Origin of the sequence: Micropruina sp., assembly GCF_027492755.1 — a bacterium.
Lineage (GTDB): Bacteria > Actinomycetota > Actinomycetes > Propionibacteriales > Propionibacteriaceae > Micropruina.
Genome location: NZ_JAPUED010000158.1, coordinates 22,620 through 36,702, shown reverse-complemented (window position 1 = coordinate 36,702; position 14,083 = coordinate 22,620). Strand labels below are relative to the sequence as shown.

General features: G+C 70.3%; 13 protein-coding genes. 8 read left to right on the top strand and 5 right to left on the bottom strand.

Going from position 1 to position 14,083, the window contains the following annotated elements:
- Positions 1 to 19: 19 nt before the first annotated feature.
- Together Q0066_RS11220 and Q0066_RS11215 are read right to left on the bottom strand one after the other, a co-directional pair.
- Positions 20 to 916 carry a hypothetical protein gene (locus tag Q0066_RS11220; protein WP_298132923.1) on the bottom strand — a complete coding sequence of 299 codons (897 nt, stop codon included), beginning with the start codon at positions 914 to 916 and terminating at the stop codon, positions 20 to 22.
- A 230-nt stretch (positions 917 to 1,146) separates the two neighbouring features.
- A complete protein-coding gene (locus Q0066_RS11215) occupies positions 1,147 to 1,776 on the bottom strand; it encodes a hypothetical protein (protein WP_298132922.1) in 630 nt (209 codons plus the stop codon).
- A gap of 178 nt (positions 1,777 to 1,954) precedes the next feature.
- On the opposite strand from Q0066_RS11215, the gene Q0066_RS11210 reads away from it, so the two are divergent.
- The 3 genes from Q0066_RS11210 to Q0066_RS11200 all read left to right on the top strand — a co-directional run bounded on the left by Q0066_RS11210 (position 1,955) and on the right by Q0066_RS11200 (position 5,948).
- On the top strand, positions 1,955 to 4,009 hold the full coding sequence (locus Q0066_RS11210) for a sensor histidine kinase (protein ID WP_298132921.1): 2,055 nt from the start codon (positions 1,955 to 1,957) through the stop codon (positions 4,007 to 4,009).
- Positions 4,009 to 4,668 (top strand): response regulator transcription factor, encoded by a 660-nt coding sequence (locus tag Q0066_RS11205; RefSeq protein WP_366521518.1) that lies wholly within the window; start codon positions 4,009 to 4,011, stop codon positions 4,666 to 4,668. The genes Q0066_RS11210 and Q0066_RS11205 overlap by 1 nt, the downstream gene beginning before the upstream one ends.
- Before the next feature lie 170 nt (positions 4,669 to 4,838).
- Positions 4,839 to 5,948 carry a hypothetical protein gene (locus Q0066_RS11200; protein WP_298132919.1) on the top strand — a complete coding sequence of 370 codons (1,110 nt, stop codon included), beginning with the start codon at positions 4,839 to 4,841 and terminating at the stop codon, positions 5,946 to 5,948.
- A gap of 84 nt (positions 5,949 to 6,032) precedes the next feature.
- On the opposite strand, the gene Q0066_RS11195 is transcribed toward Q0066_RS11200, so the two are convergent.
- Complete coding sequence (locus Q0066_RS11195) at positions 6,033 to 6,299, bottom strand: DUF4342 domain-containing protein (protein WP_298132918.1); 267 nt, start codon at positions 6,297 to 6,299, stop codon at positions 6,033 to 6,035.
- A 199-nt stretch (positions 6,300 to 6,498) separates the two neighbouring features.
- Between Q0066_RS11195 and Q0066_RS11190 the strand changes: the two genes are divergently transcribed.
- Positions 6,499 to 7,161, top strand: a complete 663-nt coding sequence (locus Q0066_RS11190; RefSeq protein WP_298132916.1) for a response regulator transcription factor — start codon at positions 6,499 to 6,501, stop codon at positions 7,159 to 7,161.
- A 10-nt stretch (positions 7,162 to 7,171) separates the two neighbouring features.
- Here the strand turns inward: Q0066_RS11190 and Q0066_RS11185 are convergent, their stop codons facing one another.
- Positions 7,172 to 7,612, bottom strand: a complete 441-nt coding sequence (locus Q0066_RS11185) for a universal stress protein (protein ID WP_298132914.1) — start codon at positions 7,610 to 7,612, stop codon at positions 7,172 to 7,174.
- Between the two features lie 198 nt (positions 7,613 to 7,810).
- On the opposite strand from Q0066_RS11185, the gene Q0066_RS11180 reads away from it, so the two are divergent.
- The gene (locus tag Q0066_RS11180) at positions 7,811 to 9,172 is read left to right on the top strand and encodes a sn-glycerol-1-phosphate dehydrogenase (RefSeq protein WP_298132912.1); all 1,362 of its coding nucleotides are present in this window, start codon (positions 7,811 to 7,813) and stop codon (positions 9,170 to 9,172) included.
- Here the strand turns inward: Q0066_RS11180 and Q0066_RS11175 are convergent.
- Complete coding sequence (locus tag Q0066_RS11175) at positions 9,156 to 10,106, bottom strand: NAD(P)-dependent oxidoreductase (RefSeq protein ID WP_298132910.1); 951 nt, start codon at positions 10,104 to 10,106, stop codon at positions 9,156 to 9,158. The two genes, Q0066_RS11180 and Q0066_RS11175, sit on opposite strands and share 17 nt — an antisense overlap.
- A 415-nt stretch (positions 10,107 to 10,521) precedes the next feature.
- Between Q0066_RS11175 and Q0066_RS11170 the strand changes: the two genes are divergently transcribed.
- From Q0066_RS11170 to Q0066_RS11160, 3 genes are read left to right on the top strand one after another with little or no spacing between them, the layout of a single operon-like run.
- A complete protein-coding gene (locus tag Q0066_RS11170; protein ID WP_298132908.1) occupies positions 10,522 to 11,061 on the top strand; it encodes a sigma-70 family RNA polymerase sigma factor in 540 nt (179 codons plus the stop codon).
- The gene (locus Q0066_RS11165) at positions 11,054 to 12,466 is read left to right on the top strand and encodes a hypothetical protein (RefSeq protein WP_298132906.1); all 1,413 of its coding nucleotides are present in this window, start codon (positions 11,054 to 11,056) and stop codon (positions 12,464 to 12,466) included. Before Q0066_RS11170 ends, Q0066_RS11165 begins: the two co-directional genes overlap by 8 nt.
- Positions 12,467 to 12,473: 7 nt before the next feature.
- Entirely contained in the window at positions 12,474 to 13,979 is a 1,506-nt protein-coding gene (locus tag Q0066_RS11160) for a glycosyltransferase family 39 protein (protein ID WP_298132905.1), read from the top strand.
- The last annotated feature ends 104 nt before the right edge of the window (positions 13,980 to 14,083 follow it).

Genomic DNA, 14,083 nt, shown 5'->3' with positions numbered 1-14,083 from the left:
GTGGCGCCGCACGTCCCGGTCAGGAACTCTCGTAGCGGCCCGGATCGGTCCACACGCAGAGCCGCTTGCTGGAGTTCCCTCCGGCCGGCCACACCACGGCGAGCTTCATCGGTTCCGCCCCGTTGGTCAGCGGATGGGCGTGTGCCCAGATCAGGTACATCCGCTCGCCGTCGATGGTCAACGGCGCGGCGTTGGTAGGAGCCACCGCACCCCACACCTTGACCCGTCCGGTCTCGGTGCGCGGGACGGTGGGGCAGACCCCGCCGTAGCCGCGGCGGTCCTTCAGGTTGACCAGGGCCACCGTGTCGCCGGCCCTCTCCACGCCGACCTGGCGGGTGGAGGTGAAGGTGCCCGGACTGGAACAGGGCAGGTAGTCGTCGATGATCGGCTCGCGCAGCCGTTCCTTGACCTGGAATCCGCCCTTGACCGCGGTCACCTTGGTGGTCGCGTCCCCGCACCGGGCAGTCAGGCCGATCGGGATCATCACCTGATCGGCGCCACCGGTGGCGGTGGCCAGCCAGATGTGCCAATGCTGGCGGTAGCCGTTGCCGTCCAGTTGGGCGATCGGCACGGCCATGTCCTCCAGGCCGTCGCCGTCGGCGTCCGAATAGACCGGCTTGCCGAGGCTGTAGGTGCGTCCGTGCTTGTCCGGCTTGGTCAGATCGACCTTGATGGAGCGCGAATGGTCCTCGAACCATCGCCAATCCAACGACTTCGGGTCCAGGGCGCGGATGGCGTCCGTCGCGGGTCCGGACGGCGTCGGTGCGGCCGCCGAGGTGGCGGTCGCCGCCCCGCCAGGCTCTGCGCCACCGGGCTGGCTACCGCTTTCAGCCGTGCCGGAGGTACAGCCGGCGAGCAGTGCCGCGAGCGCGACACCGCAGGCGAGCCGGGTGAAACGGGGGAGTGTGCGGTCCATCGGTGCTCCTCGGCGGCTTTGGTGAACTGAGTTCACGATCGGTCGGTGCGGGGAGGGTGGTGGCCCTAACTGTGGCGGACCCCGGTGACAAGCCGCAAGGGTGCGTGGGGGATCAGCGCATGCTCGGCGAGGTGTCTGGACAAGCTCGACCGGTGGCGGCCGGCTCCCTTGCGGGTTCAGCTTGCCGAAAACCCATGGTCCGGGGTCTCGGCAAGCTCAACCAACGAGGATCAGTGAGGCTTGGTGGCCACCAGGACACCGAGGACGGCGTAGCCGACCAGCAGGTGCAGCGGTGCGACAACCTGGGCGACGATCGGGCCGAAGACGATCAGGGTCGGAATGGTCACCACGGCCCAGCTCTCGGCGACCATCGGCCAGAACCGGCGGACGCCCCGCCACTGACCGGCGACCGCGATCCTGATGCCGATCAGGAACATGCCGAACATCGAGAACGGCCAGAAGGCGTCCAGCAGCGCCCAGCCGGGCTGGTTCAGGTCGCTGATCCCGACCCCGTCGGCGATCGTCGAGCCGATGGCCAGGGTGACCAGCACCGTCTCGATGCCGAGCGCGGTCTTCGCCACCTTGCCGGTGCCGAGGGCGTCGGTCTTCCAGAGCACCCAGAGCAGGGCGAGCAGCCCGGTCTGGAACAACCCGGAGCCGAACGCGTAGCCGATCTCGCCGACCCGCGAGGTGGGGTCGAGGTCGAACAGCACCATGGTGGCGGCCCAGACGGTGCTGCCGATGGTGAGCAGAAAGCCGTGCCGCCGGAACGGGTAGCGAACGGCGGGTGTGGCGGCGGCGTCCGAGGCGGCGACCGCGAGGTCGGAGCGGGCCGGCGCCGGCTGTTGTGACACAGACATCAGTGGTTCTCCCTTTGTCGTCGGCCGACCGTGCTGCCGGCCCGATGACCCAACCGTGCTGGGCGGGGCGACCCGCGCCCCAGGGTGCGCCGTCCCTTCCCCACCGGGCGGAAACGTCCCGTGACGAGGGGACGCCGGTCCCGCGCGGACGGGACGCCGAGCCCGCGATAATGCCGGAGTGCCCCTGCGGATGCCCCGGCTGCGGCCGCTCCCGATCGCCTGGTTGAGCCTCGCCCTGGCGCTGGCGGCATTCACCGTGATCTGCCAGGTGATCCGGCTGCGGGCCGGCGGCACGGTCGATCTGGCGTCACCGACCGCACCGCTCGGCGTGGTGATGACCGGCTGCGGCGCGGTCATCCTGTCCCGGCGTCCGGGCCACGCCATCGGCGGCATCCTGGTCGGCTTCGGACTGCTCTGGGCGGTGGACGGCGCGCTGGAGGCCTGGTACGGGCTGGGCATCACGCCACCGTTCGGCACCCTGCCCGACGACCTGCTGCCCGGCACCGGGTTCGCCTACTGGTTCGTCGCCCGGGCCGGGGCCTTCCTGCTGGTCGGGCTGCCGCTGGTGCTGGTGCTCTACCCGACCGGACGGCTGCTGGCCGGCGGCTGGCGATGGCTCGGAGTCGTCACCCTGGCGGCGTCCGCGGCGCTGCCGGTGACCCTGCTGGTGATGCCGGCCGCCGTGCTCGAACTCGGCGTGCCGGAGCCGCCGGTGGCCGACCCCGACCTGCTCAGCCTGCCGATCCCGGCCGAGGTCGGCTATCCGCTGATGGTGGTCACCCGGCTGGTCACCCTGGCCTCGGTGATCCCGGCGCTGGCCCTGGTGGTCGTGCGGCACCGCTCGGCGGCCGGCCTCGAGCGGCGCCGGCTGCGCTGGCTGCTCTGGGCCGGCATCGTCTGCGGCTTCCTCGCGGTGATCAGCCTGCTGGCGCCGTCGGGGCTGCTGGCCAGCTACGCGCTGTTCGCGGCGGTCGTCGCGACCTCGGTCTCGGTGACGATCGGCATCTGCGCGCCCGACCGCTACGACGTGGACGGCCTGGTCGCCGACACCGTCGCCTGGGGTGCGGTCGGTGCCATCGTGATCGGTCTCGACCTGGCCTTGGTCGCGCTGATCAGCCGGACGGTGGGCGACCACCTCGACCAGCGCGACGTCACGTTGGTGGTGCTGCTGCTGACCGTGCTGCTCTACGCACCGCTGCGCAGCCTGCTCTGGGTGCGGATCCGGCGGCGGCTGCTGGGCCGGCGCGGCGACCGCTACCAGGTGGTCGCCGGTCTGGCCGCCCGGCTGGAGGCCAGCGGTTCGGTGGCCGACCAACTGCCGGCCCTGGTGGCGTCCGTGGCGGACTCGTTCCGGGTGCCGTACGTCGGCGTCGAGGTGTTCGCCTCCGACGGCGGACGGCTGCTCGCCGAACACGGACGCCGTCCGAACCAGGTCAACGAGCTGCCGATCGCCTACTCCGGCCAGCGGGTCGGACGGCTGATCCTGCCGGTCCGCGGTGGGCTGCGGGCGGTGCTCACCCGAGCGGACCAGGCGCTGCTGATGGACGTGGTCCGGCAGGCCGCGATCGCCGTCCGGCTGACCCGGCTGACCGAGGAGCTGCAGGCCAGCCGGGAACGGCTGGTGCTGGCCCGTGAGGACGACCGGCGCCGGATCCGTCGCGACCTGCACGACGGGCTGGGGCCGGCGCTGGGCGGCGTCGGGCTGCGGCTGGCCGCGGCCGAGCAGGCGGTGGACTCCGACCCGTCCCGGGCCAAGGACCTGATCGGAGCCTCACGGACCGACCTGCGGGACGCGGTCGCGGAGGTGCGCCGGCTGGTGCACGGGCTGCGTCCGCCGGCGCTGGACGACCTCGGCCTGCTGGCCGCCGTCGAGCAGCAGGCCGATCGGCTGCGCGCATCCGGGCCGGTGGTGGCCGTCGAAGCCGAGGGCCTGGACGGGCTGCCCGCGGCGGTCGAGGTGGCCGCCTACCGGATCGTGGCCGAGTCGCTGACCAACGTGGCCCGGCATGCGCAGGCCGGGCTGGTGCGCGTCCGGCTGGTACGGGAAACGGGTGCCCTCACCGTGGAGGTCGCCGATGACGGCATCGGGATATCGTCGGAGCGGACGGCCGGGGTGGGTCTGCTCTCGGTCCGGGAACGGGCCGCCGAACTCGGCGGCGAGGCCATGGTCGAATGCCCGGACGGCGGCGGCACCACCGTCCGCGCCGTCCTGCCGCTGACCGGAGGTGCCTGATGACCGAACCGATCACCGTGCTGATCGCCGACGATCACCCGATCTATCGCGACGGGCTGGCCTCGCTGCTTGAGCCGCTGCCCGACATCGAGGTGGTCGGACGCGCCGCGGACGGCATCGAAGCCGTCGAGCAGGCCCGGGAGAGCCGCCCCGACGTGGTGATCATGGACCTGCAGATGCCCCGGCTGAACGGCATCGAAGCCACCCGGCAGGTGCTTGCCGAACTGCCGGAGACCGGGGTGCTGGTGATCACCATGGGCGAGGACGAGAGCACCGTCTTCAGCGCGATCACCGCCGGCGCCCGCGGCTACCTGTTGAAGGGCGCGGACGCCGACGAGCTCGTCCAGGCGATCCGGACTGTGCACGGCGGCGGCGTGGTGTTCGGCGCCTCACTGGCCCAGCGGATCGCCCGCGTGTTCGCCGCCGGACCGGCCACGGCAGCGCCACCCGCCGTGTTCCCGGAACTGACCGAGCGCGAACGGGAGATCCTCGATCTGGTCGCCACCGGGTTGCCGAACGGCGAGATCGCCACCCAGCTGTACCTGTCGCCGAAGACCGTGCGGAACAACGTCTCGGCGATCCTGATGAAGCTGCGGGCCCGGGACCGGTCGGCAGCGATCGTCGCCGCCCGCGAAGCCGGCCTGGGCCGTCGTCCCTGACCGCCGCCGCGTCCGCCGCCGGCTTGGGGAAACCTCAAGGGGCGCTGAACTCGACCTTGATCATCTCTTGATTGCCGCTCCATCGCCGGCCGACGAGGCCTTGCGGTCGGCGGATCAGTCTGCTCCTACGACAGCGAGGTACCCAGCCTCCACAGCCCCAAGGAGCAGACATGAAGAAGGTCATCGGAGCCCTGGCCGCCGCAGCGATCGCGGGAGGCGCCCTCCTCATTTCCACGCCGGTCACGGCATCGGCGCAAGAGGCCAACACCTGCTACGCGACGTCGATCATTCATGAATCCCGCTACCAGAAGGTCATCGCGGGCAAGCAGGAGACGACGACCACCGAGTACCGGTTCCGCAGCCGGGTCGAGCTCTACGGCTCCAAGGAGATCAAGTCGGTCGAGGGCTGGGACTTCGTCGACGGCGGCACCACGAAGGTGAACGGCCAGGTCGTCGCCGGCCATTGGGTGAAGTCGCCCGGGTTCCATCAGATCCCCGATGTGATCATCAACATCGTCTGGGGCAAGAACGGCGTTCCCGAGCAGTACCTGGGCACCGGCTCCGTCTCGCTCAGCAGCTACGGCGGCCCGCGCGAGACCGTCAAGTACAAGGCCGAGAAGGTGCTGACCGACGAGGGGTTCACCGACTGGGGACCGTGGTCCGACTGGTCGACCGACAACCCCGGTGGCGAAACCGACACCCGCGACGTCGACAGCCGCAAGGTCGGCAACGGCGACGGGACGCCGGACCGGACGGTCTACTACCTGCCCGGTGGCGGCAGCTCCAGCGTCCTGGGCGAGGCGAACTGGACCACCGACGTCCCGGACGAATCCTGGACGTTCATCGACAAGCGCGATCGTGAGACCAAGACGCCGATCGACTGCCCGCCGCCGGTCGCAGAGAAGGTCACCCTCAAGGTGCAGGTCGACAAGTACTCGACCGCGACCAGGAAGCTTCGCTCGAAGGCGGTCGGCTACGACAATGACGGCCTGCTGCGCAAGGGCGAGGACAAGCCGCACTACGGCAAGTCCAGCTGGGAGATCGTCACCGTCACCGGCACCACCGAGACCACCAAGGCCGAGTGGCTGAGCAAGATCAACCAGGCCACCAGGAAGATGCCCAACCTGACCTCGACGGGCAAGTGGTCGGCGAAGGCGGCCGAGGGACGCAAGTCGATCACGGTGGCCTGGGTCATCAGCGGTGACGGCAACCCGACCGCGTGGTACTACAAGCACACCAAGACCGACGTCGCGCAGCGGTTCCTCGCCAGCAACCGCTGATCCGTGACCCGAAGGGCTGCCGTCGGACTTACGACGGCAGCCCTTCGGCATGCCACGGGGCGGCCGCGCGTCGAGCGACGCGGGTCACTCGGCTTTCGACGGCCGTTCCACCACCACGGTCACCTTGGTGACCACGGCCGCGAGCGCGCCCACCCCCAGCAGCAGCGGGGCGACCAGCGCGGTGACCGCGCCCACGGTGAGGCCCGCGTTCAGCGGCACCTCCAGCAACGTCTTGCCACCGCGCCGCAGGGTGATCCGGCGCACGTTGCCCTCGCGGATCAACTCCATGATCTTTCCGACGACGTTGCCGAGTGTCACCTCGAACTGCTCGGTGTTGCCCTTCTCGGTCATGCTCGCTCACTCCAACGACGGTCAGGGGCCGGTGTTCCGGCCGATGCACCCATTGTTTCCACGCCGGGCAAACCGGTGGCTGTTCAGCCGATCGGGCACGGCTGCGGAACGGCGCCGGTAGCCTGAGGAGTAAGCAAAGGACGCCGCGACGCGGTTCGCCCGGACCACGTCGGAGTGGATGCACTCGGTGGTGATTGAGATGGCTCGGATCTTCCTCGTCGACGATCACGAACTGGTGCGCCGCGGGATCGTCAGTGTTCTGGACACCCAACCCGATCTCGCCGTCGTCGGCGAAGCCTCGTCGTGTCACGAGGCGGTCGTCCGGATCGCGGCGACACGGCCCGACGTCGCCGTACTCGACGCCGGTCTACCGGACGGCAGCGGCATCGACCTGTGCGGCTACCTCAGGCGCCTGCATCCGAGCCTCGGCTGCCTGATCCTGAGCCCGGAGCCGGACGACGACACGATGCTCGCGGCGCTGCTGGCCGACGCGTCCGGCTGCCTGCGGAAGTCGGTGCGAGCCGCCGAACTGGTGCGGGCGGTGCGTGCCGTCTCGGCCGGACGGCGACTGCTCACCCCGCTGGCGACCCGGCCGATCACCGGCCCGCGCCGGCGGAACGAGGATCCGCGGTTCGCCTCGCTCAGCGCCCGCGAGCGACAGATCCTCGCACTGATCGCGGACGCCCTGACCAACCGGCAGATCGCCGACCGGCTCGGCCTGGCCGAGAAGACGGTCAAGAACCACGTGTCCAGCCTGCTGTGCAAGCTCGGCTTCGAGCACCGCACCCAGGCGGCGGTGTTCGAGATCGAACGGGTCAGCGAGCAGGCCCGGCTGCGCTCGATGGCCGCCGGCTGGCGTTAGTGGCCGGGGACTAGTCGTCCGCTCCCGATCGGACGATGAGCACCGGGCAGTGCGCGTGGGCGGCGCACGCGGAACTCACCGAGCCCAGCAGCATGCCGACGAAGCCGCCATGGCCGCGACTGCCGAGCACGAGGGTGTCGCAGTGCCGGCTGAGGCCGATCAGGGTGCGGGCCGCCGGGCCGGGCAGCACCGTCCGGGTCAGCTGCTCGGGCGGGGAGTCGCCGAAGGCGTCGGCGATCGCGGCGTCCAGCACCTGTTCGGCGTCCTGTTCCGGCGTCCACTCGACGACCAGGTAGGGGTCGGTGAACGCAGGTGGCGACCAGATGGTCACCGCCTCCAGCGGAGCCTGGAAAGCGGTGGCGATCCTCGCCGCATAGCGGAGCGCCGCGACGGAGGGCCTTGACCCGTCCACCCCGACGACCACTCGATCCTTGGTGATGTTGTCGGTCATACCTCGACTGTGGCCGGTGAACGCCGCCGTGCCCGGGACGAAAGTCCCACCGCACGGCTGGAGCTCCCCGGAGACGCCTATGTTGCGGCGGTGCATCGGTACGGCAAGCTGGACCCGCCGGGGGCACGAATCCCGTGGCACCGACCCACCGCGACGGTGGACGTTCAAGCGCGCGAGCGACGAAACGGAGGACAGACGGTGAACGCAGCGATCGAGAAGGGCCTTTCGCACGCCGACCAGACCAAGGTGGTCGAGGTGGGCCGGGGTGTGCTCGCCCGGGTCGGTGAGATCGTCCGGGACTCGATGGACGTCGGCGAGGCGTCGGTGCTGGTGGTCGCCGACGAACGCACCTGGGCTGCCGCCGGCGAAGCCGTGGACGCCTCGCTGCGCGCCGCCGGGTTGCGGGTCGAGGACGCGCTGATCTTCCCCGGCACTCCCGCCCTGTACGCGGCCTACGAGCACTGCGAGACGATCCGTGAGCGGCTGCGTGAGACCGGTTCGCTCGGCGTGGCGGTGGGTGCCGGCACCCTGAACGACCTGGTCAAGCTGGCGTCCGGCGAGCTGGAGCAGCCCTACACGGTGGTCGGCACCGCGGCCTCGATGGACGGCTACACCGGCTTCGGCGCCCCGATGACCCGCGACGGCGTGAAGGTGACCATGCCCTGCCCGGCACCGCAGGTGGTGATCTTCGACCTGGACGTCGCCGCCGCGGCACCGCCGAACATGGTCGGTTCGGGCTACGGCGACCTGTCGGCGAAGATTCCCGGCGGTGCCGACTGGCTGCTGTCGGACGCGGTGGGCTGGGAGCCGCTGCATCCGCTGGCCTGGGAACTCGTCCAGGGTGGCGTGGCCGAGGCGCTGGCCCGGCCGGCCGACCTGGCGGCCGGTGACCCGGACGCCTACGCCGGCCTGGTGAACGGGCTGATCCTCTCCGGGCTGTCGATGCAGGTCTACGGCGGCACCCGTCCGGCTTCGGGCGCCGAGCACTACTTCAGTCATCTGTGGGAGCTTGATCACCTCGGCCAGGACTGGGAGCCGCCGCTGTCGCACGGCTTCAAGGTGGCCATCGGCACGCTGGCGATGAGCGCCTTCTACGAGCGCTTCTTCCTCCGCGACGTCACAGCCGAGGCCGTCGAGAAGGCGATCGTGGGATGGCCGGCGTGGGAGACGATCGAGGCCGACATCCGGAGCCGGCTGTCGGGGACGCTCGCCGACCACTGCGCCAAGGAGACCCGGGCCAAGTACATCGAGGCCCCGGCCCTGCGGGAGCGGCTGACCCAAGTGCTCGACAGCTGGGGAACGCTCAAGCCGCAACTGGAGAAGCAGTTGATCCCGGCCCGCGAGTTGCAGGCGATGTTGAAGGCGGCCGGCGCACCGAGCGTCCCCGAGGACATCGGGATCACCGCCGCCACGGTGAAGGACACCTTCCTCAGCGCCGCCTACTACCGGTCGCGCTACAGCGTCCTCGATCTGGCCCGTGAACTGGGCTGGTTCGACGAGTTGGTGGACGAGGTGTTCGCGCCCGGCGGTCTGTGGAGCGAGCTCAGTCCACTCGATTGATCGGATGTCCCTCGCGGAACGCGCGAATGTTGTCTCCGATCATCGACACCAAGCGTTGTCTGGTCTCCAGGCCCCGCCATCCCATGTGCGGGGTGATGATCACGTTGTCCATCGTGAAGAGCGGGCTTGCGTCATCGAGCGGTTCGACCTCCTGTACATCCAGGCCGGCACCCGCGATCACACCCGTGCGCAGTGCTTCGATCAACGCCGCCTCGTCGATCAGTGCGCCCCGTGCGGTATTGATCACATAGGCGGTGGGTTTCATCATGGCCAGCGTCTGCTGATTGACCAGGTGCCTGGTCGCCGCGTTGAGCGGGCAATGGAGCGAGATGAAATCACTTCGCTCGAAGACCTCGTCGTTGGTCGTGAAGTGAATCCCGTCCACGTCGGGTCGTGAGGTCCTGGTGGCGACCAGGATGTTCATTCCCAGTGCCTGGGCGACCTTGATCGTTTCTCGTGCGATATTCCCGTATCCGATGAGACCCAATGTCTTACCGTTCACCTCGACGTGATCGACCATCAGGTGGTGGTGGAAGTTGCTCCGATCTCCCCTGGCCAGCATCCGGATCTGCTGCTGCAGCGAGCTGGCCAGGCTGAGGATCAGGAGAATCGCGGTGTGAGCCACGCGGGCGGTGCTGTAGGCGGGAATGTTGCACACCACGATGCCCCGATCGCGCGCTGCGTCCAGGTCGATGTTGTTGTAGCCGGTGCCGGCTTCGCAGATCAGCTTCACGCTGTCCGGGAATTTGCGGATGATGTCGCCGGCGACCTGCATTTCCTTCGTGACGACGATGTCGAATCCTGCCACGCGTTCGAGGATCTGATCCTCCGATGTGTCGTCGTGAATCACCACCTCAGAGGCGATCTGGTGATAGTCGACCTTTCCGTCGTAATCCACCAGCCCGGCGTTCAGCACCACCGTCTTGTCATCCACGGTCTCATCTCCTTCGATCCGGCCGGTTGAAGATCCGGCCGGTTGAATACGTGCCTCTGCCCTTGAGCCCAGTCGAATCTACGCCCGGCGACCGTTCGACTCTATCCAAACCCCTTCGGCTCCCGACCTGTCGCGGGTGACGGCGCTGCCCCCAGGGACGGAGGTCGACCACGCGGCCTTCCTCGACGAACACGGCACCGCGGTGGGCCGCCTACCCGACGACGGCGGACGCCCACCGGCGTCGCCTCCCGCGGATCGCTCTGGCCTGCGACAGCGTGACCACGACACACACCCGTGGTGGAAGGGGTGCGCGCCGTCGTCTCGGGCTTGCCCGGGATCTCCGATGCCGGGCGTCGTCCGAAGAGAATTCCGCGGTGGGGTGCCACGAAGTGGGGGACTGCTGCGTAGGTTGACCGTGACCAGTTCGCTCGCGACGTGGGAGGCAGTGGTGGCCGACGCCGACCCGACGCCGGCCGGCGAGCTCGACTTCGAACGATTCGTCCAGGAGCACTCGGTCGGGTTGCAGCAGTTCGCGTACCTGGTGATCGGCAATCCCGAGGACGCCCGCGACGCGGTGCAGGACGCGCTGCTCGGCGCCATGCGGCAATGGCACACGATCCGCGGCACCGGCAACCCGGCAGGCTATCTGCGGCGCAGCATCGTCAACGCCAACGTCTCCCGCTGGCGCAAACGCCGGCGCGAGGTCGTGGTCGCCGAAGTGCGTGACGAGGCCGTGCCCAGCGACAGCCGGGTGTTCGACTCGATGTACCTCGGCGCGCTCACCGGCCGGCTGACCGGCCGGCGCCGGGCCGCACTGGTGCTGCGCTACTGGGAAGAGTGCAGCTACGCCGAGATCGGCGAGGTCCTGGACTGCACCGAGGCCAGTGCACGGTCTCTGGTGCATCGAGCGCTCGGCGATCTGCGCCGCGAGGCCGAGAGGGGGAGCGATGGCTGACGACGATCCCTTCACCGGCCGGAGCGAGCTGGAGGAGGCACTGCGGCGCCACTTCCGCGACGAGGTGGCCCGGACCGACTTCCAGCCCTTTCGGCTGGACGAACTGCAGCAACCCCGGCCCGCACCGGTCCGCCCCCGTCGGAACCGATGGCTGCTGGCTGCGGCGGCCGGTGTCGCCGTGGTGGTGGGGGCGACCCAACTGATCATCGGGCAGCTGACCCAGGGGCCGGTGACCGCGATCCCGGCCAGTGCGACGCCGTCCGCAGGCCCGGTGCAGGCGTCCACCGCGCCGTTGTGGACGCCGCGACTGCCGGCTCCGGTGGACGTGGAGCGGTACGCACAGGTGGGCCTGAACGGTTCGGTCTACCTGCTCGCCGGCCGGAGCACGGACGGGACCTGCCGGCTGGACGGCTACCGCTACCAACCCGGGGCCGATCTGTGGCAGCAGCTCGCCGACGGTCCGGCGCGCGGCCGCCAATGTGCGGCGAGCTACGCGTTCGCCTCCGGCAGCCGGATCTACGTGATGATCGACGCCGGCGCGAAGGCCACCGGCGACCGAATGGAGCTGTACGCCTACGACACCGTCGACAACGCCTGGACCACCTTCCACGACGCCGGATTGCCCGACGACAGCGGCTGCACCCCGGTCGGCCTCGATGAGGGCATCTTCTGCCTCGACCAGAGCGACGAGGCGTCCGGGGCCCCGATCGGCTACCACCGCTTCAGCTTCGCCGATCGGCGCTGGACCTCCGCAGCGGTCCAGCCGGGCGGGGGCCGCACCAGGCTGTCGGTCGCACCGCTCCGGGTGAACCTGGCCGTCGGTGAGCGGGTGCTGCTGGACACCCGGCTGCCGAGCGGCGGCATCGTGCTGACCGACTGGGATCCGGCGACCGGACGATTCGCCGAGCTGACCGAGCATGCCGGCACGGGTGCCGAACTGGGTGCCGCGCAGCTCACCGCGGACGGCACCGCCTACTTCAATCCACCCGCCGACCCCGCGGGCCAGGGCATCCCGGCCAGCGACCCGCGGGCCACCACCGGCCTGGCCGTGGAACTCGGCCAGGCTCGCTGGCAGAGCGTGGTGGTGCCGCATCCCGGAGGACCGCTGATCAGCCAGACGCCCAGCGACGCGGGGTGGGCGTTGCGCTACTACGGCGCGCAGGCGTCCGGCTATGTGAACGCCAACGGCTATCTGTACCGGCCCGACCGGCGGAGCTGGCTGGCGATCGCGCCGCTGCCGGCGCCCGAAGCGGGCAACGGCCGGGTGGGCTGGGTCGGTAGCGCGCTGCAGTGCCAGCGCGCCGCGCCGCGCAACTGCTGGGGGCTGTCCGCCCGGCCGCTCGCCGAACTGGCCACACCACTCGATCAGGCGGCCATCGAGGCCAGCAACGCCCGGGTCGGCTGAGGTCTCGATGAGGGCAGCAGGCGTCAGCACACGGGTCCGGTCGGGTCTGGTCGGCAGCGGTACCTGGCTCGGGCGGCACTGGCCGATGCTGGTGATCGCCGGGCTTGCCTTCGCCGTCCGGCTGGTCCCGGTGCTGCGCGGCGGCGGACTCACCGGGCGCGGCAACTACGATCCGTTCGTCTACTACGGGGCCGCGGCCGCCCTCAGTACCGGGAAACTGCCCTATCGGGACTTCCTGCTGCTGCACCCGCCCGGCGTGCTGCTGGCGCTGTTCCCGTTCACCGAACTCGGGGAGCTGGCCGGGGACCCGATCGGAATGGCGGCGGCACGGCTGGCGTGGATGGCGATGGGCGCGGTCAACGCAGCGCTGATCTACCTGATCCTGTACCGCCGCGGCCGGACGGCGGCGCTGGTCGGTGCCGGGCTGTACGCCGGTTGGTACCCGGCCTGGTACGTCGAGCACGACGTCCGGCTGGAAGGACTGGCGACACTGCTGCTCCTGATCGCGTTGCTGCTGCTGGGACGGATCGGTGCGCGTCGCGAGCCGCTGGGCTGGGTGGTGCTGGCGGGCGCACTGCTCGGCTATGGCGCCCTGGTGAAGCTGTGGGGCCTGGTGCCGCTGGCCGTGGTACTGGTGTGGCTGCTGGTGAGTCACGGCGTCCGGCTGGCTGCCGGTGCGCTGGCCGGCGCCGCCGGTGTCATCGGGCTGGTGATGACACCGTTCGCGATCGCGGCCCCGAACTGGTTGCAGCTCATCGTCTTCGCCCAGCTCGGCCGTCCGCGCGACGATGACGACTGGCAGTTCCGGTTGCGCTCGCTGCTCGGGATGGCTCCGGTCACCGGGACGGTGGGCACCGTTGCCATGGTGGTCGCGGCGCTGCTCACCGTGGCCGCGATCGTCGTCGCCTGCCGGACGCCGACCGGACGGTTGCACGCCGCCCTCGCCGTCGCCGGGACGGCTGTGCTGCTGGCCGGACCGCTCTGGTACCCGCACTACGCGGCGTTCGTCGCAGCCCCGCTGTGCCTGCTCTACGGCAACGCTGCCGGCGTGTTCTTGCGACGCATGACTGCCCGCTGGCTACGGGTGATGGTGGCGGCCGGATTCGCCGCGGTACTGCTCGCCGGAGTCCTGGCGCTGCTCGGTTCCACCACCGGGACGCGGTTCCCGGCGGCACGGCTGACGGCACTGCTGGACGGACGGCCGGGCTGCGTGACCACCGACCGGACCGCCGTGCTGGTGCTGACGAACACGCTGCGTCGCAACATCGCCCGCGGCTGCCCGGTCGTGGTCGACTCGCTGGGCTACCGCTTCGCCGGCCAGGGGACGGACGCCTCGCCGGCCGCCACCCGGCATCGCTACCAGCGGGAGCTGGTCGACTATCTGGCGAGCGGGCACAGCGCCGTCCTGGTCTCCCGATCGCCGAAGAGCTTCGAGCCGGAGCTACGGGCGCGAATCGAATCGTGGCCGGTGATCGGCGGCGTGGGGCGCTACCAGGTGCGGGAGCCGTCGTGAACGCCAGTGCGGTCGAGCCTCGCGCGGCGGGTGAAGGTTGGTGGCCGGGGGACGAGTGCCGGGGGCACTAGATTCGGATCAGGCCCGGCACGATAAGGAGCATT

Coding starts and splice junctions, on each gene's coding strand:
- Q0066_RS11165 (WP_298132906.1), top strand. CDS start 11,054: ATGGCTGACGACGATCCCTTCACCGGCCGGAGCGAGCTGGAGGAGGCA.
- Q0066_RS11205 (WP_366521518.1), top strand. CDS start 4,009: ATGACCGAACCGATCACCGTGCTGATCGCCGACGATCACCCGATCTAT.
- Q0066_RS11215 (WP_298132922.1), bottom strand. CDS start 1,776: ATGTCTGTGTCACAACAGCCGGCGCCGGCCCGCTCCGACCTCGCGGTC.
- Q0066_RS11220 (WP_298132923.1), bottom strand. CDS start 916: ATGGACCGCACACTCCCCCGTTTCACCCGGCTCGCCTGCGGTGTCGCG.
- Q0066_RS11185 (WP_298132914.1), bottom strand. CDS start 7,612: ATGACCGACAACATCACCAAGGATCGAGTGGTCGTCGGGGTGGACGGG.
- Q0066_RS11190 (WP_298132916.1), top strand. CDS start 6,499: ATGGCTCGGATCTTCCTCGTCGACGATCACGAACTGGTGCGCCGCGGG.
- Q0066_RS11200 (WP_298132919.1), top strand. CDS start 4,839: ATGAAGAAGGTCATCGGAGCCCTGGCCGCCGCAGCGATCGCGGGAGGC.
- Q0066_RS11195 (WP_298132918.1), bottom strand. CDS start 6,299: ATGACCGAGAAGGGCAACACCGAGCAGTTCGAGGTGACACTCGGCAAC.
- Q0066_RS11160 (WP_298132905.1), top strand. CDS start 12,474: ATGAGGGCAGCAGGCGTCAGCACACGGGTCCGGTCGGGTCTGGTCGGC.